Below are 21,568 nucleotides of genomic sequence, written 5' to 3'. Positions count from 1 at the left end.
GTGTCACGATAGCGCCCATGCCGACCGAGTTCGCTGCGACGCACCGCGCCTCGACTCTCGTCGCCTCCTACTGTTTCCCGCCCTACAGCGACACCGCCGCGGTGGTGGCCGCGAAGCGTGTGCGTGAGCAGGGGCAGGCCGTGGACGTCATCTACAACGCGATGGACAGCGTGCGCACGCCCGACCCCAGCCTGCTGAGTCTCTGTGGCGGGCTGGTGCGCCGCTTCGCGGCGATCCCCAGCCCCACGCACTTCTCCAAGTGGGGTCCCGTCACGGCCTTCACGCGCCTGGGCCTGGACCAGGCGCTGGAGTGGGAGGAGGAGCAGGGGCCGTACGAGCGGTTGTACAGCCGCGCCCACTTCTCCGCGTCCCACATCCTCGGAGCGGCCTACGCGCTGGCGCGTCCCGAGGTGCGCTGGACGGCTGAGTTCTCGGACCCGCTCTCGCACGACGTCCTCGGCCGCGTGCGACGGGCCGACGTGACCGACAACGCCCTGAGCGCCCAGCTGCGTCGGGACGTCGCCGCCCGGGGTTTCCACCTGCCGGGGGACAACGTCTTCGAGTGGGCCGAGGTGCTCCCCTTCGTCCTGGCCGACGAGTTGATCTTCACCAATCCCAACCAGCGCGACATCATGCTCGAGCGCTGCCACGACCCACAGCTCGCGGAGCTCGCGGCGACCAAGGCGACCGTCTCGCCGCACCCGACGCTGCCCCGCGAGTACTACCACCGTGTCGACAGCGAGTACGAGCTCGCCGAGGGGCGCAAGCACATCGGGTACTTCGGCAACTTCTACGCCAACCGCTCGATGCAGACCGTCGTCGACGCCCTGGGCGCGATGCCGGCGCAGCTGCGCGCCAAGGTGACCGTCCACGTCTTCACCAACAAGGTCGCGCAGCTCCAGCAGGACCCCGAGATCGTCGCCCTGGGGGACTCGATGGTCGTGCGTCCGTACGCGCAGTTCCTCGAGTTCCTCAACCTGTGCACCAAGATGGACTGCCTGCTCGTCAACGACGCGGTCACCCCGGCAGAGGTCGGTGTCAACCCCTTCCTCCCGTCGAAGATCAGTGACTACAAGGGGTCCGGAACCCCGGTCTGGGGCATCGTGGAGCCCGGGAGCCGGCTCGATCTGGAGCGGCTGACCTACCGCTCCCCGGTCGACCACGTGAGCGCGGCCCTGCAGGTTCTGGCGCAGGTGGCCTACGGCTGACGGATGCGGGGAGCCACCGGATTTCGTGCCAGACTGACCGACGGTCAGCACCAACTCCTCGAGCGAAGGGCAGACATGGCTCCCCTTGTCGTACACGTCACCGGCGCACGTCCCAACTTCCCCAAGGCGGCTCCGGTCCTGGAGGGACTGGCGAGGTACCAGGTCGAGCAGCTGCTCGTCCACACCGGCCAGCACTACGACGACAAGATGTCCGACATCTTCTTCCGCCAGCTCGGCATCCCGAAGCCGGACGTCAACCTCGGTGTCGGCTCGGGTGCCCACGGCGCGCAGACGGCCAAGGTCATGGAGGCGCTGGAGGAGCTCTTCACCGAGCGCCGCCCCGACCTCGTCGTCGTCTACGGCGACGTCAACTCCACCGTCGCGGCCGCGCTCGTCGCCTCCAAGATGGGCATCACCTTCGCCCACGTCGAGGCCGGGCTGCGCTCCTTCGACATGACGATGCCCGAGGAGATCAACCGGCTCGTCACGGACAAGCTCTCCGACCTGCTGCTCACGACGAGCACCGATGCGATCGGCCACCTCGGCAACGAGGGCACCGACCCCGACAACATCCACTTCGTCGGCAACCCCATGATCGACACCCTGCTGAAGAACAAGGACCGCTTCGACTCCGAGGCCGTGCGCTCCGAGGTCGGCATCGAGGGCGACTACGTCGTCGCGACCCTCCACCGCCCCGGCAACGTCGACGACCCCGACGACGTCAAGCAGCTCGTCGCCGCGATGCACGCGGTCGCCGACCAGGCGCAGGTCGTCATCCCCCTCCACCCGCGCGGTCGGGCCCGGCTCGAGGAGGCCGGCTTCCTCGACCACCCGCAGATGCGGGTCATCGATCCCCTCGGCTACCTCGAGTTCATGGGTCTCGTCCGCGGCGCCGCCGCGGTCGTCACCGACTCCGGCGGTGTCCAGGAGGAGACGACGATCCTCGGGGTCCCGTGTCTCACCCTTCGTCCCAACACCGAGCGTCCGGTGACGATCACCCACGGCACCAACCAGCTCGTCACCCGCGAGTCCCTGCCCGAGCGCGTCCGTGAGGTCCTCGCCACGGGCCCCCTGAGCGAGTGGGACACCCCGCCGCTCTGGGACGGGCACGCCGGTGAGCGCATCGCCAAGGTCCTCGCCGCCTCCGTGGGCGCCTCGCGCCGAGACGAGGCGTGACCGCCGGACCGGGGGACACGCTCTCGACGGAGGACACCAAGGAGTCGGCCGCCGGGGCGCAGCACGGTGCGAAGGGGAAGAAGCAGCTCCGCGGTGACATCGAGGGGCTGCGGGCGGTCGCCGTCGGCACCGTCCTGCTGTACCACGTCGGCATCCCCTTCATGCCGGGCGGATTCGTCGGCGTCGACGTCTTCTTCGTCATCTCCGGCTTCCTCATCACCTCCCTGCTGCTGCGGGAGGCGAGCAAGAGCGGTCGCATCTCGATCGCCGACTTCTACGCCCGACGGGCCCGGCGCCTGCTGCCCGCGGCCTCGGTCGTCCTGGTCTTCACGGCGGTCGTCGGATGGTTCGTCCTCTCCGGTCAGGACCGGGCCAACCTCGGTACCGACGTCATCGCCGCGACCTTCTACGTCATCAACTGGGCGCTGGCCTACCGGTCCGTCGACTACCTCGCCGAGGACGCGGCACCCTCCTCGCTGCAGCACTACTGGTCGCTGTCGGTCGAGGAGCAGTTCTACGTCGTCTGGCCACTCGTCATCATCCTCGGGCTCTTCCTCGCCCGGCGGACGCGGGCCAGGCCCAAGCCGCTGCTCTTCGGGCTGCTCTCCCTCATCGCCCTGGCCTCGCTCGTGTACTCGGTGCTGCACACCGAGAGCGACCCGGCCACGGCCTACTTCTACACGACGACCCGCGTGTGGGAACTGGCGATCGGCGCGCTGCTCGCCTTCCTCGTGCTGCGCCTGACCTCCCTGCCCCGCATCGCGGCCGAGGCCCTCGCCGGCATCGGCCTGGTGATGATCGTCTGCTCGGCCTTCCTCCTCAGCTCGGGCACGCCGTGGCCGAGCGGCTGGGCGCTGCTGCCGACCGTCGGGGCCGCCCTGGTCATCGCCGGTGGGTGCGCGACCCAGGCCACCGTCACCGCGCGGCTGCTGAGCATCGGCCCCATGGTGTGGATCGGTGGCATCTCCTACGCGATCTACCTGTGGCACTGGCCGCTCATCATCCTCACCAAGGCGGCCTGGCCCGAGGTGCGCATCCGTCACCTCGTCGTCGTCGGCATCCTGTCGATCGTGCTCGCGTGGTTGACCAAGCACCTGGTCGAGGACCCGGTCCGCTTCCACCCGGGACTGAGTGCGAAGGCCTCCCGCGGGCTGCTCTTCGGCGCCGCGTCCATGCTCGTCACGGCGTTGGTGGGCGGGGCGGTCTGGGCCTCCGTGCCCAAGCTCGACGAGGCTGCTCCGGTCGACGGGGCCACCGCACTCGTCGCCTCGCCCGATGCGGATCCGTGGGAGGTGCGCCAGGACGTCGGGGCCGTCACGCCCACCTCGGGGGAGGTCACCCCCGACCCGGCCGTGGCACCCGAGGACGTCCCCGCCTACTACGACGACGAGTGCCAGATCCAGCCCGGCGACTCCGAGGTCGACACGACCTGCGTCTACGGCGACCCCGAGGGGGAGCGGACCATCGCCCTGCTGGGCGACTCCAAGATGGGGCAGTGGTTCCCCGCGGTCGTCGCCATCGCCGAGCAGGAGGGCTGGCGGGTCGAGCTGTACCTGAAGTCCGCCTGCACCTTCACGCACGACAGCAAGGAGGCGGACTGCGCCGAGTTCGGCCGCAACGTCAGTGCGCACTTCGACGACGAGGGTGCGCCGGACATCGCACTGGTCTCCCAGGGCGCGCCCAACGGCAAGACCCTGCGCGAGGGCAGCACGGCCGCCGTGAAGGAGCTGCAGGACCAGGGCACCGACGTCGTCGTCCTCGCCGACTCCCCGCGTCCCGGGTCCGAGCCCGTGTACACGTGCGTCGAGGAGAACCCCGAGGACTTCTCCCGCTGCGCCTTCCCGGCGAAGGACGAGGGTCGGGACGGGACGGGGACGCCGCTCCTGCGGGATGTGGCGGAGGCGACGGACGCACCCTTCGTCGACCTGAACCAGTGGATCTGCCCACCGGGCGAGCAGTGCCCGCCGGTCATCGGCACGACCCTCGTGTACCGACAGGGCAGCCACGTGACGGCCAGCTACGTCCGCAGTCTCACGCCGATGCTCTACCGGTCGCTGGCCCGGCTCGACCTCACCGAGCGCGACTCGTCGCAGATCACCGTCGACGACGTCCCCTGATCGGACGCCTCAGCCGAGCAGGCGCCGATAGGCGTCGTCCATGATGGCGGTCACCTGTGCCCAGTCGCGCTCGGCAAGGACCCACTCACGGGCCTGCCGGCCCATGGTCGCGCGCAACTCGGGGTCGTCGAGGTAGCGGGTGAGGGCCCGGGCGAGGTCGTCGGCATCGCCCTTGTCGAAGACGAGCCCACGGACGTCGGGCTCGACGATCTCCGTTAGCGCGGCCACCGAGCTGGTGATGCAGGCGGTGCCCATCGCCATGGCCTCGAAGGGCTTGATGGGGCTGATGAGCTCGCAGACCGGCAGCGGCAGCCGTGGGAAGGGGGTGATCTCGAAGATCGACAGGTAGCGGGAGACCTCCGCGTGCGGGACACGGCCCGTGAAGGTCACGACGTCGAGGACGTCGAGCTCACGGGCCAGACGGTGCAGGCGGGCCTCCTGGGCGCCGTCGCCGACGATGATGACCGCGAAGTCGTCACGGGTCGCCTTGAGGGTGGCGGCGGCCTGCAGGAGCAGATCCAGCCCCTCGTAGTCGACGAGCGACCCGGCGTAACCGATCACCGTCCTGCCCCGCAGGCCGAGCTCGTCGGTGAGTGCCTCGTCGGGCTGCCGGGGGGTGAACTGGTTGACGTGGACGCCGTTGGGCAGGACCACGATCCGGTCGGCGGGGCCACCGCGGCGGATCATCTCCTCGCGCAGTGCCTCGGTGATGACGAAGGTGAGGTCGGCCTGCTGGACGATGTGCAGCTCGAGTCCGGTCATGTACCGGTACGCGTCGGTCTCGGCGAACCCCGGGTCTCGCGAGACCTTCATCAGGTCCTCCAGCCCCCGCATCTCGTAGACGAAGGGGACGCCCAGGCGCCGGGCGGCGCGCAGGCCCGCCAAGCCGTTGTTCTGGAAGCTGCTGGCCTGGATCAGCGCCGACCCGTGCTCGCGGGCGACCGCCTCGATGCGGGTCGCGAAGCGCTCGATGTACGACGCCATCGGGGTCGTGGGGTACGCGCGCTCGTCCGGCTCCAGCAGTCGCCGGTAGGTGAGGCCGTCGACGACGTCGTGCTCGGGCACCTCGCGGGGGTCGTCCGCCGGCCAGAAGTCGTAGGGGAAGCCCAGGCGGGTGACCGCGAGGACGTCCCAGTCCATCGTCTGCAGGCTCGTGAGGATGCCGTGCCCTCGGGTGGCATAGCCGCCCGAGCGGTGCGGCAACGACTGGGCGAGCACCGCGAGGACCGTGCCGGGACGTGGTGCGTGGGTCGGCTGCTCCATGGCGGTGTCGACAGGCCACCCGGTGTGCGCGATCTGGGTCTCGTCAGCGGCGCGGGCGTGGATGAGCCGGGCCCGACGGTCACCGGTGGTGTCGATGACCTGCTGGGCGACCACTTGAGCCGTGTCGAGCCAGCCGGCCCGACGCGCCCGGTCCGCGACCCGGATGGAGACGTGAGGCGGCACCGCGGCGAGCTCTGCGGGGTCGAGGCGTTGCCACAGCTCCCGCAGCTCGTCCCACCCCCTGGCCGACTGGAGGTGCTGCACGGCGACGCGCAGGCCCGGGCCGCCCCGCAGACCGACCTCGAGTGCCGCGGCGCGCTGGGCCTCCGGACCGACTGTGCTGTGGATCTGCGTGTCGGCGCTGATGCGTGCCCGCCAGCTCGCGTCGTGGTCGACGGTCCACGTCGCGGCGTTGGCGACGAAGGCGTCGGTCTCGGCCGGCACGTCGGAGCGGAAGGTGCTGAGCAGGCGCTGTGCGTCGATGGTGCGGCGAGGCGTCGTCGTCGCCGCGAGGGCGTTGACCCGGCGGACGAGCGGCTCGTGGCCGGAGCTCTGGGCGACGGACATGACGACCCCGAGGGCCTCGGCGTCCGGTCGCAGGTCGAGGGCCGTCGCGGCCTCGACCAGTGCCGTCTCCCTCGCACCGAGCTGGTGGTGGCAGCTGGCGAGGAAGGCGTGGCCCGTGGCGCCGAGGGCCGTCTCGGGGAGGGTGCGGAGGAGCGCGACGGCGTCCTGCGGCCGACCGCCGGTGAGGGCGAGGCGACGGGCCCGGGCAAGGACCGCGCGGCGACCGACGCGGCCGCCATGGTTGGGCAGCGCCGCGACGCGGTCGAGCGGGATCCCGCGAGAGGCGGCACGCGCTGCGCGCTTGCCCTGGGTCTTGACGCTCGACAGGTCGATCGGGGTCAAGGTGCTCGTCCTTCGTCGTCGGGAGGGTGGTCGTGCGGGGCGCGAGGGGCCAGTGCCGGCGCACAGATCCTCGCACGCCCGGTGGGGCGCGACGTGGCCCGGCCCGCCGGCACGACGAAGGGCGCCACCGTGACGGTGGCGCCCTTGCGTGCGTGGCTCCGGTGGCCAGGGGCGGGGTCGAACCGCCGACCTTCCGATTTTCAGTCGGACGCTCGTACCAACTGAGCTACCTGGCCGAGCCGGTCCTGACCGGACCAGCGAGCGACCCTGACGGGACTCGAACCCGCGACCTCCGCCGTGACAGGGCGGCGCGCTAACCAACTGCGCTACAGGGCCTTGATGGTGCAAGGCACATTCATTTGTGCGTATCCCCAACGGGATTCGAACCCGTGCTACCGCCGTGAAAGGGCGGGGTCCTAGGCCGCTAGACGATGGGGACCCGTCTCCGAGAACCCCCTCGCTACGCAGCAGGCAGCACCCGAATCCGTCGAGGACTCGGAAATCATACGCAGACTCGGCCCGGATCACCAAAACGAGGGTGGAGTCAGGCCGGGCGGGCCCAATCACGCAGTCGTTGCGCGTCCCACGTCGTGATGATCCGGTCGAGCGGCACCCCCAGCCGCTGGGCCCGCTCGGCGCCGTAGGCCTTCATCTCCAGCTGCCCCGGAGCGTGCGCGTCGGAGTCGACGGCGAAGAGGCAGCCGATCTCCAGGGCCAGCTCGATGAGCTCGTCCGGCGGATCGCACCGCTCGGGGCGCGAGTTGATCTCCACGGCGACGTCGTGCTCGGCGCAGGCCTCGAAGACGGCCCGCGCGTCGAACTCGCTCTGGGGACGGGTGCCGCGCGAGCCGGTCACGAGCCGCCCCGTGCAGTGCCCGAGGACGTTGACCCGGGGGTTGGCCACGGCCGCGACCATGCGCCGGGTCATCGGCTCCTTGGCCATCTTCAGCTTCGAGTGGACCGAGGCCGTCACGAGGTCGAGCCGGCCGAGCATCTCCGGGGTCTGGTCGAGCCCCCCGTCGTCGAGGATGTCGACCTCGATGCCGGACAGGAGGGTGAAGGCATCGCCGAGCGAGGCGTCGATCCGCTCGAGCAGCTCCAACTGCTGCACCAGGCGCGCGGCCGTCAGGCCGTTGGCCACCCGCAGGCGCGGCGAGTGGTCGGTGAGGACCATCCACTCCTGGCCGAGCTCCACGGCGGTGAGCACCATCTCGTCGATCGGGCTGCCGCCGTCGGACCAGTCGGAGTGCAGGTGGCAGTCGCCGATGAGCGCCTCGACGTAGTCCTCGCCGCCCTCGACGAGAGGACCGCCGTGCTCCTCCTGCTGGGTGGCCAGGTAGGCCGGGAGCTCGCCGCGCACGGCCTGCTCGATGACGCCGGCCGTCGACTTCCCGATGCCGGCGAGCTCGGTGATGGTGCCCGCCTCGACCCGCTGCGCGACCTCCCCTTCGTCCAGACCGCGCAGGACCTTGACCGCGCCGCGGAAGGCCTCGACGCGCCGGCTGTGCTGCCGGGAGCGCTCGAGGAGGAATCCCACGCGCCGCAGCGCCTCGACGGGGTCGACGGGCGCCTGCAGCGGCTCGAGGGACCTCACCGCGTCACCACGAGGTGTGCAGCGGTCGTCCCTCGGCGAAGCCGGCGGTCGACTGCAGACCGACGAGCGACCGCTCGTGGAACTCCTCGAGGGTGGTCGCACCGGCGTAGGTGCACGAGCTGCGCACGCCGCCGATGATCTCGTCGATGACGTCCTCGACGCCCGGGCCGGCCGGGTCGACGTACATCCGCGAGTTGGAGATGCCCTCCTCGAAGAGCGACTTGCGCGCCCGGTCGAAGGGGGAGTCGGTCGCCGTGCGGTTCTGCACCGCCCGCGCCGAGGCCATGCCGAAGGACTCCTTGTAGCGACGCCCGTCGGAGTCGGTGACGAGGTCGCCGGGCGACTCGAGCGTCCCGGCGAACCACGAGCCGATCATCACGTTGCTCGCGCCGGCCGCCAGGGCCAGTGCCACGTCGCGCGGGTGGCGCACGCCGCCGTCGGCCCATACGTGCTTGCCGAGCTCGCGGGCGGCCGCCGCGCACTCGAGGACGGCGGAGAACTGCGGCCGTCCGACGGCGGTCATCATGCGGGTCGTGCACATCGCACCCGGCCCGACGCCGACCTTGATGATGTCGGCGCCCGCCTCGATGAGTTCGCGGGTGCCGGCCGCGGAGACGACGTTGCCGGCGACGACGGGCACCTGCGGGTCCTGCGCCCGGACGGCCGCGAGCGCGTCGAGCATCTTGGCCTGGTGGCCGTGCGCGGTGTCGACGACGAGGACGTCGGCGCCGGCCTCGAGCAGCGCGGCCGCCTTGCCGCCGACGTCGCCGTTGATCCCGACCGCGGCGGCGATGCGCAGCCGCCCCTGTCCGTCGAGGGCGGGCGTGTACATGCTCGCGCGCACCGCACCCTTCCTCGTCTGGATGCCGACGAGCCGGCCCTGCGCGTCGACGACCGGCGCCACCCGACGCCGGGCGCGGTGCAGTTGCTCGAAGGCGGCCCGCGGGTCGGTGTCCTCGGACAGCGTCATCGGCTCGGGCGTCATGACGTCGTGGACCTGGGCGAAGCGGTCGACGCCCTCGAGGTCGCGCTCGGTGACGATGCCGACGGGCCGCTCGTCCTCGACGACGACCGCGGCACCGTGTGCCCGCTTGTTGATCAGGGCGAGGGCCTCGCCGGTCGTCGTGCTCGCCTCAAGCGTGATCGCGGTGTCGTGGACGAGGTCGCGTCCCTTGACCCAGGCGATGACCTCGGCGACGACGTCGACGGGGATGTCCTGCGGGATGACCGTCAGTCCGCCTCGCCGGGCGGTGGTCTCGGCCATGCGGCGACCGGCGATCGCGGTCATGTTGGCGACGACGAGCGGGATCGTCGTGCCGGTGCCGTCACTGGTCGTGAGGTCGACCTCGTGGCGGCTCGCGACGTCGCTGCGCCGCGGCACCATGAAGACGTCGTCGTAGGTCAGGTCGTGCTGGGGCATCAGGCCGTCGAGGAACTCCACGTGACGAGTCTAGGTGCCCCGATGGGGGAGGATCTGGGGCGTGAGCTTCCTGCAGGAGACCCCCGCCGACGCCCGACGCCGGGCCGGGCTGCGCCGCATGCGCGCCGTGGCCACCGGCCTGCTCGTCCTCGCCGCGCTGATCTACGTCGCGACCCTCCGCCTCGACCACGACGGGGTCTGGGGCTTCGTCAACACCGCCGCGGAGGCGGCGATGGTCGGTGCGCTCGCGGACTGGTTCGCCGTGACGGCCCTCTTCCGCCACCCGCTCGGCATTCCCGTGCCGCACACGGCCCTGGTCAAGCGGCGCAAGGACGAGCTCGGGCGCAACCTGCAGGAGTTCGTCACGGAGAACTTCCTCACCGAGGAGATCGCCCGCGACCGGCTCGCCGCGGCGCACGTCGCCGAGCGGCTCGGGGCCTGGCTCGCCGAACCGGCCCACCGCGAGCGGGTGCTCACGGAGATCGCGCGTGGCGGCACCCGGGCGCTGGCGCGGGTCGAGGACGACGACGTCCACGACTTCCTCAGCCAGCTGCTGCTCCCGCGCCTGGCGCAGGAGCCGATCAGCCCGATCCTCGGCTCGCTCCTCGAGGGCGTGGTCGAAGGGGGCAACCACACCGGCCTCGTCGACCTCGGCGTCGACGAGGTGCGCCAGTGGCTCGCCGACAACCCGCACCTCTTCAAGCAGGTCGTCGGGGACAAGGCGCCGTGGTGGACGCCCGAGTGGGTCGACGACAAGGTCATCGACTGGACCTACCGCCAGGCCCTGGGCTGGCTCGCCGAGATGCGTGCGGACGCGCGCCACCCCGCGCGGGTGGCGCTGGACGACTTGCTCACCCGTCTCGCGAGCGACCTGCAGCACGACCCCGACGTCATGGCGAGCGCCGAAGCGCTCAAGGAGCGGCTCCTCGTCCACCCGCAGGTGCCGACGAGCGCGGTGGCCGTGTGGCAGTCGCTGCGCACCTCGCTCACCGGCGCGATGGCCGATCGGGAGTCCTACTTCTGGCGTCGTGGCGACGACCTGCTCACCCATCTCGCCGACCACCTCGCGCACGACCGCGAGTGGCAGGAGCGCCTCGAGACCCACCTGGGTGAGGTCGTCGCGTTCTTCGTCAACACCTATGGCGACGAGCTCGCCGAGGTCATCTCGGTGACCGTCGAGCGCTGGGACGCCGACGAGGCGAGCGAGCGGATCGAGCTCTTCGTCGGGCGCGACCTGCAGTTCATCCGGATCAACGGCACCGTCGTCGGCGCTCTCGCCGGCCTGGCGATCCACAGCGTCGCCGTCCTCATCTCCTGACGCGGGACGAAGGGGGGAGCCCTCCCCCTTCGTCGTGGGGCCTGTGGTCACTACCTTGGCGACCATGGGACTCTTCGACCGCCTGCGCGGCAGAGCCGCGACCCCCGACCCCGCTCCCGGTGCGGCGCCGGACAACCACCTCGACCCCGACGACCTGGCCCACATGGAGGACTCGCTGCGCGAGCGGGCGCAGGTCGTCTTCGCGACCGCCACGGAGCCGTTCGAGGAGTTCGACCACCTCGCGCGCGACCTCGCGTCCGAGGGCTTCCCCCTGGAGCGCGGCCGGACGATCCTCCGCGAGGAGTGGGACCGACGGGCAGCCCTCGCCGTCGAGCACGCGGGTGAGGACCAGTCGACGACGCTCCGGGCGGCCTTCGCGCAGCTGCGGGCGCGCGGCGTCGCGGCCTTCGAAGCCTTGGGGTACGACAACGCGGAGGGCCATGACTACGCCGCCGAGTCGGCCGGATCGGCCGAGGGCTATGTCTTCTTCCACCACCAGGACGTCGAGCGCATCGCCGACGGTCCCGGCACGCTGCACCTGCGCTACGCCGCCACGCGCTACGAGTCCACCACTGCCGCAGGCAAGTACGCCGAGGACGAGGCCATCGGGCGACGGGTCGTCGCGGCGCTCGAGGAGCAGGGCCTGCGGCCGACGTGGGACGGCTCGGGGCAGAGCACGATCACCCTCGAGGACCTGCGCTGGTACCCGATGCCCGGGGAGCGCCCCGGGGACTGACCTCAGCGGCCGACGGTCAATCCGGCGTGCTCCCGGCCCGCACGGCTGGGCGTCCGGACCGGCACCTCGGCCGGGTGCAGGTCGCCGGTCGGGCGGCCGCGCAGGCTCGGCAGCTTGGCGCGCATCGCCGGGCGCTCGACGAGCCGCCACGACGCGATGGCGAAGGGGAGGGTGCACGCGAAGGAGACCAGGCCGAAGACCGGAGCCGGGACGAGCGCACCGAGGCCGACCATGCCGAGCACCTGCTGCACCGGCCAGCCATAGACGTAGAGGCCGTAGGAAGCGTCCTCCTTCGCCGCGATCGACGTGCGCCACGTGCCACCGATGTGCAGCAGCGCGTAGGTCAGGGGGATCGGGGAGAGCAGGTTGAGCGCGGTCTCGGAGGTGATGCCGAGCGCCGCGACGACGCCCACCGCGGCGATCGCCAGCGGCGTCGTCGTGCGGACGTGGTCGCGCAGGGCGTAGGCGAGCACGCCGACGGCGAAGAAGGAGAACAGGCGCAACGCGCTCGTGATCATGTGCGCGGCGCCGGACAGGTCGCCGACCCACCAGCTGAGGACGGGCAGGGCGAGCGTCGCGGCGGCCGCCGAGAGGGCGAGGTGGCGGCGGACCCAGACGATGCCGAGCGCGGCGCCGCAGAGCAGGTACGCGGCGAACTCGTACATGAGCGTCCAGAGCGAGCCGTTCCACATGCCCGGGTTGGGCGCGCCGGCGAGGGTGCCGCCGATGGCCGGATTGGTCATGACGAGCGTCGCGTTGTCGAGGACGTAGGACAGCGACTGCGCGGGGTTCCACCCGTGGCCGCCGATGAGGCCGCCGAGCGGGGCGAAGACGAAGCCGATCATCGCCAGGCAGGCCCAGAAGCCGGGGAAGATCCGCCGGGCCCGCCGCGAGATGTAGCGCGGGAAGCCGCCTCGGAGGCGGCTGCCGGCGATGAGGAAGCCGGACAGCGCGAAGAACCCGTTGACACCCACCGCGCCGAGGCGCTCCCATGCGCTCGCGCCGTAGCCGCCGAGCGGCCAGGAGTGCGCGAGGATCACCGCCGCGGCGAGGCCGAGGCGGACCGCGTTGAGCGAGTTGTCGCGGCTGGACAGCAGGGTGCCGATGGGTGCGGAGGACATCCCTTCGACCGTAACGGAACGATAACGGCGGGGCACGTCGAGGCGGTGTTGACCATCTCACGCCCCCGCCAGACCGCGCATCTCCCTAAGGAAATGCGCGCTCACCTGCGCATTTCCCCGGGGAGATGCGCGCTCGCCGACGGCGTCGCTGCCGTCAGCGCAGGGGGTCGAAGGGGGTGAGCTCGGGGGCCGGCCGTCCGGTCACGATGGACCCCGCCAGCAGGCGCCCGGTGGCCGGGCCGAGGGTCATGCCCCACATGCCGTGGCCGCCGGCGACGTGCACGCGGCGGGAGGTCGTGGCGCCGATGAGCGGCAGGCCGTCGGAGGTGCAGGGGCGGGAGCCGACCCACTCGTCCTGCCGGTCGTCGAGGTCGACGCCGGAGAGGTAGGGGCGGCTGGCGTCGACGATCGCGTCGATGCGGCGCTCGTCGAGCGGCGCCTCCGGCGGGCGGAACTCCATCATCCCGGCGACGCGCAGCCGGTCCCCGAGCGGAGTGCAGGCCACGCGTTGCGAGGGCAGGTAGACCGGGCCCTTGGGGGTGTGCTCGATCGGCACGCTGAAGCTGTAGCCGCGCCCGGCCTGCACGTGCATGCGCACGCCGAAGGGGCGCGCGAGCTGGTCGAGCCACGTGCCGTTGGCGATGACGACGTGGTCGAAGGTCTGGGTGCCCGACTGGGCGATCGCCAGGCGCACCCCGGTGCGCTCGTCGGTGACGCCGGTGACGCGCGAGCCCTCGTGGATCTTGCCGCCGCGGGCGCGCACCGAGTCGGCCAGGGCGGCGACGTACTCGCCGGGGTTGAGGTAGCGCTGCCCGAGCAGGCGGATGCCGGCGCCGATCCGCTCGGAAAAGGTCGGCTCGGCCTCGCGGACCTGGTCGCCCGTCAGCTCCTCGAAGCCGACGTCCTGCCCGGACTCGGCGATGTGCTGCAACTCGGTGAGCAGGAACTCGGTCTCCGCGCGGGTCTCGTACCCGGCGATGAAGGAGTGCGCCTCGTGCGCCGGGGCGCTCACCCCGCCCGCGGCCAGGTCGTCGAAGGCGGGCAGCGCGTGCCCGTTGATCGGGACGAGCGCCCGCATCGAGCGACTCCACCGGCGCATCGTGCTGTTGCGGGTGAAGGCCGCGAGGAACGTGAGCAGCCGGGGGTCGGTCGTCACGGGCACGTACACCGGGGACGCGGGCGAGATGACCGCCTTGATGCCGTAGGAGAGGACTGCGGGGTCGGGGAGGGGGGTGGAGATGCCCGGGGTGATCCAGCCGGCATTGCCCCAGGACGAGCCGGCCGCGACGCCCTCACGGTCGAAGACCTCGACCTCGACGCCGTGCTCCTGCAGGAACCAGGCGGTCGAGAGCCCGACCATGCCGGCGCCGACGACGGCGACCTTGGAGGGAGTGGTGTCCTGGCTGCTCATGGCGTCCTCTCTGACGTGGCCCGCAGGGTCTCCGCGGGCATCCAACCCACTGTGCCCCAGATCACGTCGTGGGGGCAAAGCCGTCACGGTCCCGACGCCCGCCCCGCCAGCAGCCCGGGCGCCTGCCGTGTAGTGTCCGGCCCCGGGACGACAACGGAGGGGGACCTTGACGTGCGCTGGCCATGGAGCCGCCGCGAGGCGAGCAACGGCGACGCGCCGGCGTTGGCGGCGTCCCCGGATCACGCGAAAGTTGTTGCCCTGCAAGGTCTCCAGCAGGGCGGTGTCGTCCTGTGGGGTGACTACGAGCTGACCGTGCTGGGCCGTCTGGACCTCATGGAGGACGGCTCGCGGTGGACCGAGCTGATCGTCGCCGACGGGCAGGGCACGCGCTGCTGGGTCGGTGTCGAGTCGGACGCCGCCTCACCCGTCACCTTCTGGTACGAGCTCCCCGGCGGACAGCTCGAGAGCGGCAGCGTCGGCGACCCCGAGCTCGGTGTCGGGGGAGTGACCTACCGCCTCGACGAGCGCGGGACGGCATCTTTCACGGCAGTCGGCTCGACCGGCACGGCTGCGAGCGGTTCCGCGGACTGGGTGGACTACCACGCAGACGGCGGACAGCTCCTCGGCTGCGAGCGCTTCGGCGACGAGTGGGAGGTCCACCTGGGTCAGGTCGTGCCACCGTCCGAGCTGACGATCCGCCCGGGAGCGGGCGCATGACCATCACCCGGATCCACGTGCCCTTTGCCGATGTGTCGGCGGCCGGCCTGGGATGGGCTCTGGGTCTGCCCGAGCAGCCGGCGCTCGCCGAGCAGACCATCGGGCTCGACGACGGTCGCGCCCTGGTGCTGCGCGTCCTCGGCGCCTCGCACCAGGTCCTCGTGCGCGACGGAGCGCGCACCCTCCTGTCGGAGACCGTCGCCTGCGGCCTCCCGGGTGCCGACGCCCTCCCGGAGCGCGTCGGCGTCGGCGGTTACGTCCTCACCTCCCGCGTCGAGCGGCTCGACGGAGCGCAGCTGCGTCGAGCGGTCGACGCCCTCCTGACCGACCTCGCCGAGGAGCCGCGCGCCGTCATCGGTGCCTTCCCCGGCGACCCGCACGCGGTGACGGCCCTCCTCGCGGACGAGCCGACACCCGGCACGATCTCGTGGCGGACCTGGCACGCCTACCCGCAGACCGGGGAGCTCGTCACGACGTCGACCACGTCCAGCGACGCGAAGGAGAACCCGTGAACGGACAGACCTCCAGCACGAATTGGGGCTGCATCGCCGGCGTGGCAGTGGTCATCGCCGTCATCTGCTCCCTCCTCGCCATCCCGATGGCCGTGTCCGCGGTCACCACGGACCCCCACGAGTGGGTGCGCGAGCACTACACCCACGTGAGCGGCGACGACCCGGACGAGGGGCCCGTCGTCTACTCGTCCTCGGACGACGTCGACTCCGTGCTCGCCGCGGTGGTGGCCGGCACCAGGCCCGACGAGAGGCAGCGGGGGTCGGCCACGACCACGTCGCTGTCCAGCCCGACTGGCGCCGACCCGCAGGACGTCCACTACCTGCGCTACGACGACGACTGGCTGATCTGCGTCTACCCGTCGGGCGGGCAGACGCAGATCGAGGTGACCGAGTTCGACGAGGGCTATCGACGCCACGCGGGCCACGTCGGCCCCTGGTACCACCACCGAGGCAGCTCCTTCCGCGGCGGCGGCGGAGGTTACGGAAAGTGAAGGGACACCGATGATGGACCTGATGATGGACGTGCTCTCGACCCTGGCCTTCGCGGCCGTGGGGATGGGGGTCCTCGTGGCCGGCTACTACATGGTCGACCTGGTGACGCCGGGTCGGCTCGGCCACCACGTCTTCGTGGCGCGCAACCGTGATGCCGCGCTCGTGCTGGCGTCGTCACTGCTCGCGCTGGGCATGATCGTCGCCATGGCGATCTGGGTGACCACCGATGACGACCTGATGAGCCTCGTCAACGCCCTGGTCTACGGACTGCTCGGTGTGGCACTCCTCGCGATCTCCCTCGTCGTGCTCGACCTGGTCACCCCGGGTCGCCTCGGCGAGATCATCGCCGATGAGCACCAGGACCCGGCGGTGTGGGTCGCCGTGGCGACCCAGCTGACGATCGGCCTGATCGTCGTCGCCTCCCTGTCCTGACGGGCACCCGAACGATCATGACCACGAGCGAGGGCGTGGAGACGAGCGAAGGGGGGACGCGGCCGGGCGGCGCGCGGTTGCGGCTCGGCAACCGGGTGGTCCGACTGGTCGTCCTCGCCGCCGTCTTCGTCTGTGCCGCCTGCGGTCTGGTCTACGAGCTCGCGCTCGTGGCCCTGGGCACCTACCTCCTCGGGAGCTCGATCACCCAGACCTCGATCGTCATCTCGGTGACCCTCTTCGCGATGGGGATCGGGGCGATGGCCGCCAAGCCGCTCACGCGGCGTCCGGTCAGGGCATTCGTCGCCGTGGAGCTGGCCCTCGCCGTCGTCGGCGGGCTCAGCGTGCCCCTGCTGTATGCCGCCTTCGCCTGGCTGCACCTCTACACCCCGGCGATGGTCGTCGTCTGCCTCCTCATCGGCGGGCTGGTCGGGGCGGAGATCCCGCTCCTCATGGAGCTCATGCAGCGCCTGCGCCGGCAGCGCGCCTCGGAGGCCGTGGCCGACATCAACGCCATCGATTACGTCGGGGCCCTTGTCGGCGGACTGGCCTTCCCCTTCGTCCTGCTGCCAATGGCCGGCCTCTTGGACGGCATGCTCCTCGTCGCCGCACTCAACGTCGTGGCCGCGTGGGTCGTCGGCCTCGCGCTGGCCACGAGGGCGACCCGTCCGGGCCCCCGCGTCGCCCTCGTCACCGTCGCCACGGCCCTGACCGGGGTCATGCTCGTGACGATGGCGGCGCGTGCGGACGACTTCGAGGTGACCGCTCGCCAAGCGCTCTACCGCGACCCGATCGTCCATGCGGAGCGGTCCCGGTACCAGTCCATCGTGGTCACCGAGGGGGCGATCTTCGGCCCGGAGAGCAGCGACATGAGGCTCTTCCTCGACGGCGACCTGCAGTTCTCGTCGATCGACGAGTACCGCTACCACGAGATGCTCGTCCACCCCGCGATGCGCGGCGGGCACGCCCGCGTGCTCGTCCTGGGTGGCGGGGACGGGCTCGCCCTGCGTGAGGTCCTGCGCTACGACGACGTCGAGGAGGTCACCCTCGTCGACCTCGATCCAGCCGTCGTCGACCTCGCGCGCACGTACGAGCCGCTGCGCGAGCTGACCGACAACTCCTTCGCCGACCCGAGGGTCGAGCACGTCGCCGCCGATGCCTTCACCTGGGCACGTGAGCACTCCAGCAGCGCGAAGGGGGGCGCTCGCCCCGACGAGTACGACGTCATCATCGCCGACTTCCCTGACCCCGACTCGACGGCGACGGCGAAGCTCTACAGCGTGGAGATGTACTCCCTCCTGCGCGGGCTGCTCGCCGACGGTGGTCGCCTTACCGTGCAGTCCGGCAGCCCCTTCTTCGCGCCCGACGCCTTCTGGTGCGTCGACACGACGGTGGCCTCGGCGGGGCTGCACACCGTGCCGTACCACGCCTCCGTCCCGTCGTTCGGGGAGTGGGGCTTCGTCCTGGCCGCCGAGGGCGCGACGCCCGACCTGGCGCTGCCGCAGGAGCGGCCCGAGGGCCTGCGCTTCGCCACCGACGAGGTGCTCGACGCGGCGGCGACCTTCCCCCCGGACCGCAGCCAGCGCGAGGTGGACGTCTCGACGCTCCTCGACCCGGTCATCCTCGACTACGAGCGCCGCGGGTGGGTGGGCTACTGAGAGGCCGGCCGCGGTGCCGTCCCGGACAAGCGGGTGCGCGCACCCCGTCGGCGGGAGCCGCGTATCCTCCCCAAGAATGTTCCCTCGGGGTGCCGCACCCGGTACCACCATCCAGGGGCCTCTAGGGTCCCGCGGAAAAGTCTGTCTCGGCCGGTCAGGGTCCGGGCGATTCAAGGGCTGTAACGCGGATCCGGGAGTTGAGTAACGCGGTGCGTCCAAGCTTGCGGACGCGATGCGCGTGAAAGAGAGTCAGCCCCGCGCCCCTAGAGCCGGTAGACCCGACCTCGCCCGCCCATCGCTTAATGACGCCACACGGGGCGAGGCACATATACGTGCTTGAGGACGTGCCCGTGGCTGGGGTCTCGTCGCGCGGTGTACCAGGCGGGACGCCGCCCGGGCTGCGGTTTGGCCTGGTAAGCAACCAACCCGGCTGCGGCGGCTCCCACGGCCGTGCCCAGCGGGGCGCCCAGCACCCCGGCAGCGATGATGAACGGACTGACCCCGATCATGCTTTGGGGGACCGCTTTAGCCAGAGAGACTCCGGCAAGGCCGCGTCCACGGGCGAGTCGGGTCGCGGCGAATGCGTCGAGCTCGCCACGGATGCTGAGCTCGGCATCCTCGACAACCTCGCACATGCGGTTCTGCTGGACCATCCATTTGGTGAAGTTGCCTGGGTCGAGCTCTTTGCCCCAGAGGCTCTCGTAGATGGAGCGTGCCTGCGGTGACGTGAAGTACTTCGGCAGGAGACTCAGGACGGCATCCGTCTCCTGCAAATTTCGGCGCCAGTGTTCGCGGGTGAGGCCCGCCAGGGGGTCCGCCGCCACGTCTGCCCGGCCCAAGCGTGTCCAGTCGTCCTTGTATTCAGAGATGTCCTGGAGCCGGCCCTCGGAGTCGAGGAGAGGTGCCGATAGTGGCACCGCCACGGTGTAGAGCAAGTGAAGCTCGTCGTGTAGCACCTCGAAACGCACCGGCTCCAGCCGTGGCTGCCACTCGGTGAGGTCCTTCACGAGTTGCGGCCCGTCATCCACGAGCAGTTGCTGGGCAACCTCCTCGGGGCGGCTGGCCTCTAGGCGTCGCTTCAGCCAGGACCCTCCCGGTCGGTATACGGCCAGGACAAGATCGCCGTCGCCGTCTGGGACGGCAGAGACGGGGGCGACTACAACCGTGATCGGCAAGGTGGGCATAGACCGTTAGTACCACACGTACTTGACAGATACCTACCAACTCACTCTAATAGAGGCGTTCCTACGAAATCACTCGCTGAAGGAGTCACCATGAGCAATACCGGGAACCTGGACTGGGAGCGGATCGGCACGGACGCGGTTGCGGGCGCGTTCGGGCTGGTCACCGGAGGACCGGCTGGAGCCGGCCTCGGGGTCATCGCTGCCGAGGCCCTGCAGCGTCGGTCGCGCACCGATGCGCCGGAAGACACCGACGCTGCCAAGAGCCCAGAGGAGTGAGGGACCATGGCCACGGATGAGGACTTCTTCGACGACAACGTTGGCTCCGCGCCGATGCTCATCGTCCAGACGGGCGAGCGGGAAGCGGTCGTCTACGCCGAGGGCGACGTCCCAGGATGGATTCCCATCGGCCAGCAAGCATGGGAGCACATCCGGCCACTGCTGGACCTGGCAGGAGGCACCAGCGCGTCGAGCGGCTCAGCGAGGTACTTCGAGGCGTGCCCGGAGGACTTCGCGGTCTGGGACCAGTTGAAGCACCACACGCGTCCCGATGGATACAAGTACGCGACAGCGTGGGGCAAGGACGGCAAGTTCGCCACCAACATGGGCATCCGAGAGGTAGACCCCTCCCAGGTGGTCGGCCAGACCTCAGTGGACCCAGCCTCCTTGGCCATCATGGCCGCCATCGCGTGCCTTCAGGCGTCCATCGACCGCCTGACCGACATGGTCAAGGACCTGAGCGTCGAAGTCGGGGAGCTGAAGGCGTTCCTCCACGGCGAACAGCAGGGCCAGATTCTGGCCATGGTCGAGACGATCGACACCGAGGTCTATGAGTCATACCTGCGCACGGGCGCCGTCTCTCAGACCGACTGGGAGCGCATCGCACACGCTGAACAGTTGTTCAAGGCGCAGCACCGACAGCTCCTGATCGAGCTAAGCGACGTGCAGAAGACACTCGCTTTCCGCACCGCGCCAGCCGCGAAGCAGGCCCTCCGTATGGACCTTCGTCGCGTGACCACCCTCGTGGCCCTGGAGGCGTACCTGCTCCGCTCATTCAGCCGATGGGTCACCCTCATGCTGACCGTCAAGCAGCAACGAGGCGGAGCGTCGAGCCTGGACGTGGAGCAGATCCGCAGGCGGGTCGACGAGTACCGTGTGGCCGCCCATCGCTCAATCACGGCAATCCGCGACACGGACACGCACATGCGCGGCCGCCCCTGGAGCCAACTGCTCATCAAAGAGGGCATCCCTCTCGGCGTGCTCAACGACAGAAGCACCCGCAGAGACGCCGTCGCGCACCGCCGGGCCCTCCAGAAAGCGATAGGGGACACACCAGCGCTGGACGACGTCCCGCTGCCCAAACTGCGACTGGCTGCCCCTGTCCCGCAGGCGGCAGCCTAGGACGTGGTGACCAGGTAGGTCGTCCAACCTGCCTGGCCACCACACCTCAGCAGAAAGACGCCACTGGCCGCCCGCCCCAAGGGACAGCCGACTTCCTGAGCCGTTCGTTCAGAGCTGGCGGCCTAGCTCTCATTCGGGCGGACGCCTGACAGTCCTCCGCCACTCGAGTCTGAGGTGGCTCTGGAGCATCACAGACGATGCGAGGTTGAGAGCCCGGTCGCTCAATCCCCGCAGACCGCGCTACACCACTATCGGGGACTCAACTCCGCCTACTCCGCCTACTCCGCCTACGAGCTGACATCGGACGGGCCACCGGACGGGGCCACGTCATGACCTGGCTCGACCGGTCCGAGATCCATGCATGGGCGAGTACGGGCACCGAGGCGGTGCGCGGGATGGACAGCGCCACCGCCTCCGCGATGCTCGGCCTACCCCTCGAAGAGGTCGACCAGGACCCGGCATCCGGGACGTCCTTCGCTCAGCCGCGCACCGGTGAGCGGGCCGCGGTCGCCTCCGTCGGCGAGCAGATCCGTGCCGTCCTGACCACCCCGATGTTTTGGGAGATCGCTGAAGAGTTCCCTAACAACGACCTGACCGTCCCCCGGCACGGTCGCCCCCTCGACTTCCCTGACTGGTTCCTGTTTCTGTGCGTCATCGTCAGCGGGCTGGCAGGCATCAGCACCCTGCGCAACGCCACGACGTACTTCCTCGACTGCCAATCTTGGGCCTCGTTCGTCGAGCTCGCCGACGCCTAGACGCCGGACCACATGACCAACCTTGCACCAGCAGGGCCAGGACCAACAACAAGCATCCGGCCAGACCGCTGCCTCTGGCAGCGGAGGTTCGACCGGTCCCGGCCGCGGCGGCCGCGGCGGGCCCGGCCCCGGTGGTCACGGGCAAGGAAA

19 protein-coding genes and 3 tRNA genes are annotated in these 21,568 nt (G+C 70.7%); 13 read left to right on the top strand and 9 right to left on the bottom strand.

The features are described 5' to 3' along the window. Positions 1-17: 17 nt before the first annotated feature. From JAN01S_RS08155 to JAN01S_RS08145, 3 genes are all read left to right on the top strand, one after another. On the top strand, positions 18-1,208 hold the full coding sequence (locus tag JAN01S_RS08155; RefSeq protein ID WP_068316426.1) for a glycosyltransferase family protein: 1,191 nt from the start codon (positions 18-20) through the stop codon (positions 1,206-1,208). A gap of 75 nt (positions 1,209-1,283) precedes the next feature. After that, on the top strand, positions 1,284-2,384 hold the full coding sequence (gene wecB, locus JAN01S_RS08150; RefSeq protein ID WP_068316423.1) for a non-hydrolyzing UDP-N-acetylglucosamine 2-epimerase: 1,101 nt from the start codon (positions 1,284-1,286) through the stop codon (positions 2,382-2,384). Next, entirely contained in the window at positions 2,381-4,501 is a 2,121-nt protein-coding gene (locus JAN01S_RS08145; protein WP_068316420.1) for an acyltransferase family protein, read from the top strand. The genes wecB and JAN01S_RS08145 overlap by 4 nt, the downstream gene beginning before the upstream one ends. Before the next feature lie 9 nt (positions 4,502-4,510). Here the strand turns inward: JAN01S_RS08145 and JAN01S_RS08140 are convergent, their stop codons facing one another. The 6 genes from JAN01S_RS08140 to JAN01S_RS08115 all read right to left on the bottom strand — a co-directional run bounded on the left by JAN01S_RS08140 (position 4,511) and on the right by JAN01S_RS08115 (position 9,708). Further along, positions 4,511-6,673, bottom strand: coding sequence for a glycosyltransferase family 4 protein (locus tag JAN01S_RS08140; protein ID WP_068316417.1), 2,163 nt, complete (start codon positions 6,671-6,673; stop codon positions 4,511-4,513). 162 nt (positions 6,674-6,835) lie between these two features. Continuing rightward, positions 6,836-6,909 (bottom strand) — tRNA-Phe (locus JAN01S_RS08135). A 26-nt stretch (positions 6,910-6,935) separates the two neighbouring features. Further along, positions 6,936-7,009, bottom strand: a tRNA-Asp gene (locus tag JAN01S_RS08130). A 30-nt stretch (positions 7,010-7,039) separates the two neighbouring features. Next, positions 7,040-7,112 (bottom strand) — tRNA-Glu (locus JAN01S_RS08125). Positions 7,113-7,217: 105 nt separating this feature from the next. Then, a complete protein-coding gene (locus tag JAN01S_RS08120) occupies positions 7,218-8,267 on the bottom strand; it encodes a PHP domain-containing protein (RefSeq protein WP_068316415.1) in 1,050 nt (349 codons plus the stop codon). A gap of 4 nt (positions 8,268-8,271) precedes the next feature. After that, positions 8,272-9,708 carry a GuaB1 family IMP dehydrogenase-related protein gene (locus JAN01S_RS08115; RefSeq protein ID WP_068316412.1) on the bottom strand — a complete coding sequence of 479 codons (1,437 nt, stop codon included), beginning with the start codon at positions 9,706-9,708 and terminating at the stop codon, positions 8,272-8,274. Between the two features lie 40 nt (positions 9,709-9,748). On the opposite strand from JAN01S_RS08115, the gene JAN01S_RS08110 reads away from it, so the two are divergent. Beyond that, positions 9,749-11,005: a DUF445 domain-containing protein gene (locus JAN01S_RS08110; protein ID WP_068316409.1), complete on the top strand. Its 1,257-nt coding sequence runs from the start codon at positions 9,749-9,751 to the stop codon at positions 11,003-11,005. 64 nt (positions 11,006-11,069) lie between these two features. Next, positions 11,070-11,741 carry a DUF6891 domain-containing protein gene (locus JAN01S_RS08105; RefSeq protein ID WP_068316403.1) on the top strand — a complete coding sequence of 224 codons (672 nt, stop codon included), beginning with the start codon at positions 11,070-11,072 and terminating at the stop codon, positions 11,739-11,741. A gap of 2 nt (positions 11,742-11,743) precedes the next feature. Here the strand turns inward: JAN01S_RS08105 and JAN01S_RS08100 are convergent, their stop codons facing one another. After that, positions 11,744-12,862, bottom strand: a complete 1,119-nt coding sequence (locus tag JAN01S_RS08100; RefSeq protein WP_068316400.1) for an acyltransferase family protein — start codon at positions 12,860-12,862, stop codon at positions 11,744-11,746. Positions 12,863-13,016: 154 nt separating this feature from the next. Next, positions 13,017-14,273 carry an NAD(P)/FAD-dependent oxidoreductase gene (locus JAN01S_RS08095; protein ID WP_068316397.1) on the bottom strand — a complete coding sequence of 419 codons (1,257 nt, stop codon included), beginning with the start codon at positions 14,271-14,273 and terminating at the stop codon, positions 13,017-13,019. A gap of 171 nt (positions 14,274-14,444) precedes the next feature. Between JAN01S_RS08095 and JAN01S_RS16620 the strand changes: the two genes are divergently transcribed. The 5 genes from JAN01S_RS16620 to JAN01S_RS08070 are packed head-to-tail and all read left to right on the top strand — an operon-like array spanning position 14,445 to position 18,081. Beyond that, complete coding sequence (locus JAN01S_RS16620; RefSeq protein ID WP_169797188.1) at positions 14,445-14,990, top strand: DUF4178 domain-containing protein; 546 nt, start codon at positions 14,445-14,447, stop codon at positions 14,988-14,990. Further along, complete coding sequence (locus JAN01S_RS08085) at positions 14,987-15,502, top strand: DUF2617 family protein (protein ID WP_068316393.1); 516 nt, start codon at positions 14,987-14,989, stop codon at positions 15,500-15,502. Before JAN01S_RS16620 ends, JAN01S_RS08085 begins: the two co-directional genes overlap by 4 nt. After that, positions 15,499-15,993: a DUF4247 domain-containing protein gene (locus JAN01S_RS08080; protein WP_068316391.1), complete on the top strand. Its 495-nt coding sequence runs from the start codon at positions 15,499-15,501 to the stop codon at positions 15,991-15,993. Before JAN01S_RS08085 ends, JAN01S_RS08080 begins: the two co-directional genes overlap by 4 nt. A 13-nt stretch (positions 15,994-16,006) precedes the next feature. Then, complete coding sequence (locus tag JAN01S_RS08075; protein WP_205353154.1) at positions 16,007-16,426, top strand: DUF350 domain-containing protein; 420 nt, start codon at positions 16,007-16,009, stop codon at positions 16,424-16,426. A gap of 17 nt (positions 16,427-16,443) precedes the next feature. Continuing rightward, a complete protein-coding gene (locus JAN01S_RS08070) occupies positions 16,444-18,081 on the top strand; it encodes a polyamine aminopropyltransferase (protein WP_068316386.1) in 1,638 nt (545 codons plus the stop codon). Positions 18,082-18,380: 299 nt separating this feature from the next. Here the strand turns inward: JAN01S_RS08070 and JAN01S_RS08065 are convergent, their stop codons facing one another. Further along, positions 18,381-19,265, bottom strand: a complete 885-nt coding sequence (locus JAN01S_RS08065) for an NrtR DNA-binding winged helix domain-containing protein (RefSeq protein WP_068316383.1) — start codon at positions 19,263-19,265, stop codon at positions 18,381-18,383. A 90-nt stretch (positions 19,266-19,355) separates the two neighbouring features. Here JAN01S_RS08065 and JAN01S_RS08060 point away from each other — a divergent pair, with 90 nt between their 5' ends. From JAN01S_RS08060 to JAN01S_RS08050, 3 genes are all read left to right on the top strand, one after another. Then, entirely contained in the window at positions 19,356-19,541 is a 186-nt protein-coding gene (locus tag JAN01S_RS08060; protein WP_068316380.1) for a hypothetical protein, read from the top strand. A 6-nt stretch (positions 19,542-19,547) separates the two neighbouring features. Next, a complete protein-coding gene (locus JAN01S_RS08055) occupies positions 19,548-20,663 on the top strand; it encodes a hypothetical protein (protein WP_068316378.1) in 1,116 nt (371 codons plus the stop codon). Positions 20,664-20,992: 329 nt separating this feature from the next. Further along, on the top strand, positions 20,993-21,418 hold the full coding sequence (locus JAN01S_RS08050) for a hypothetical protein (protein ID WP_068316376.1): 426 nt from the start codon (positions 20,993-20,995) through the stop codon (positions 21,416-21,418). Positions 21,419-21,568: the final 150 nt, after the last annotated feature.

The sequence above is a fragment of the Janibacter anophelis NBRC 107843 genome (assembly GCF_001570945.1).
In the GTDB taxonomy this organism is placed as follows: Bacteria; Actinomycetota; Actinomycetes; order Actinomycetales; family Dermatophilaceae; genus Janibacter; species Janibacter anophelis.
The sequence above is the reverse complement of the archived record's forward strand: the minus strand, read 5'-3'. Positions and strand labels throughout refer to the sequence as shown.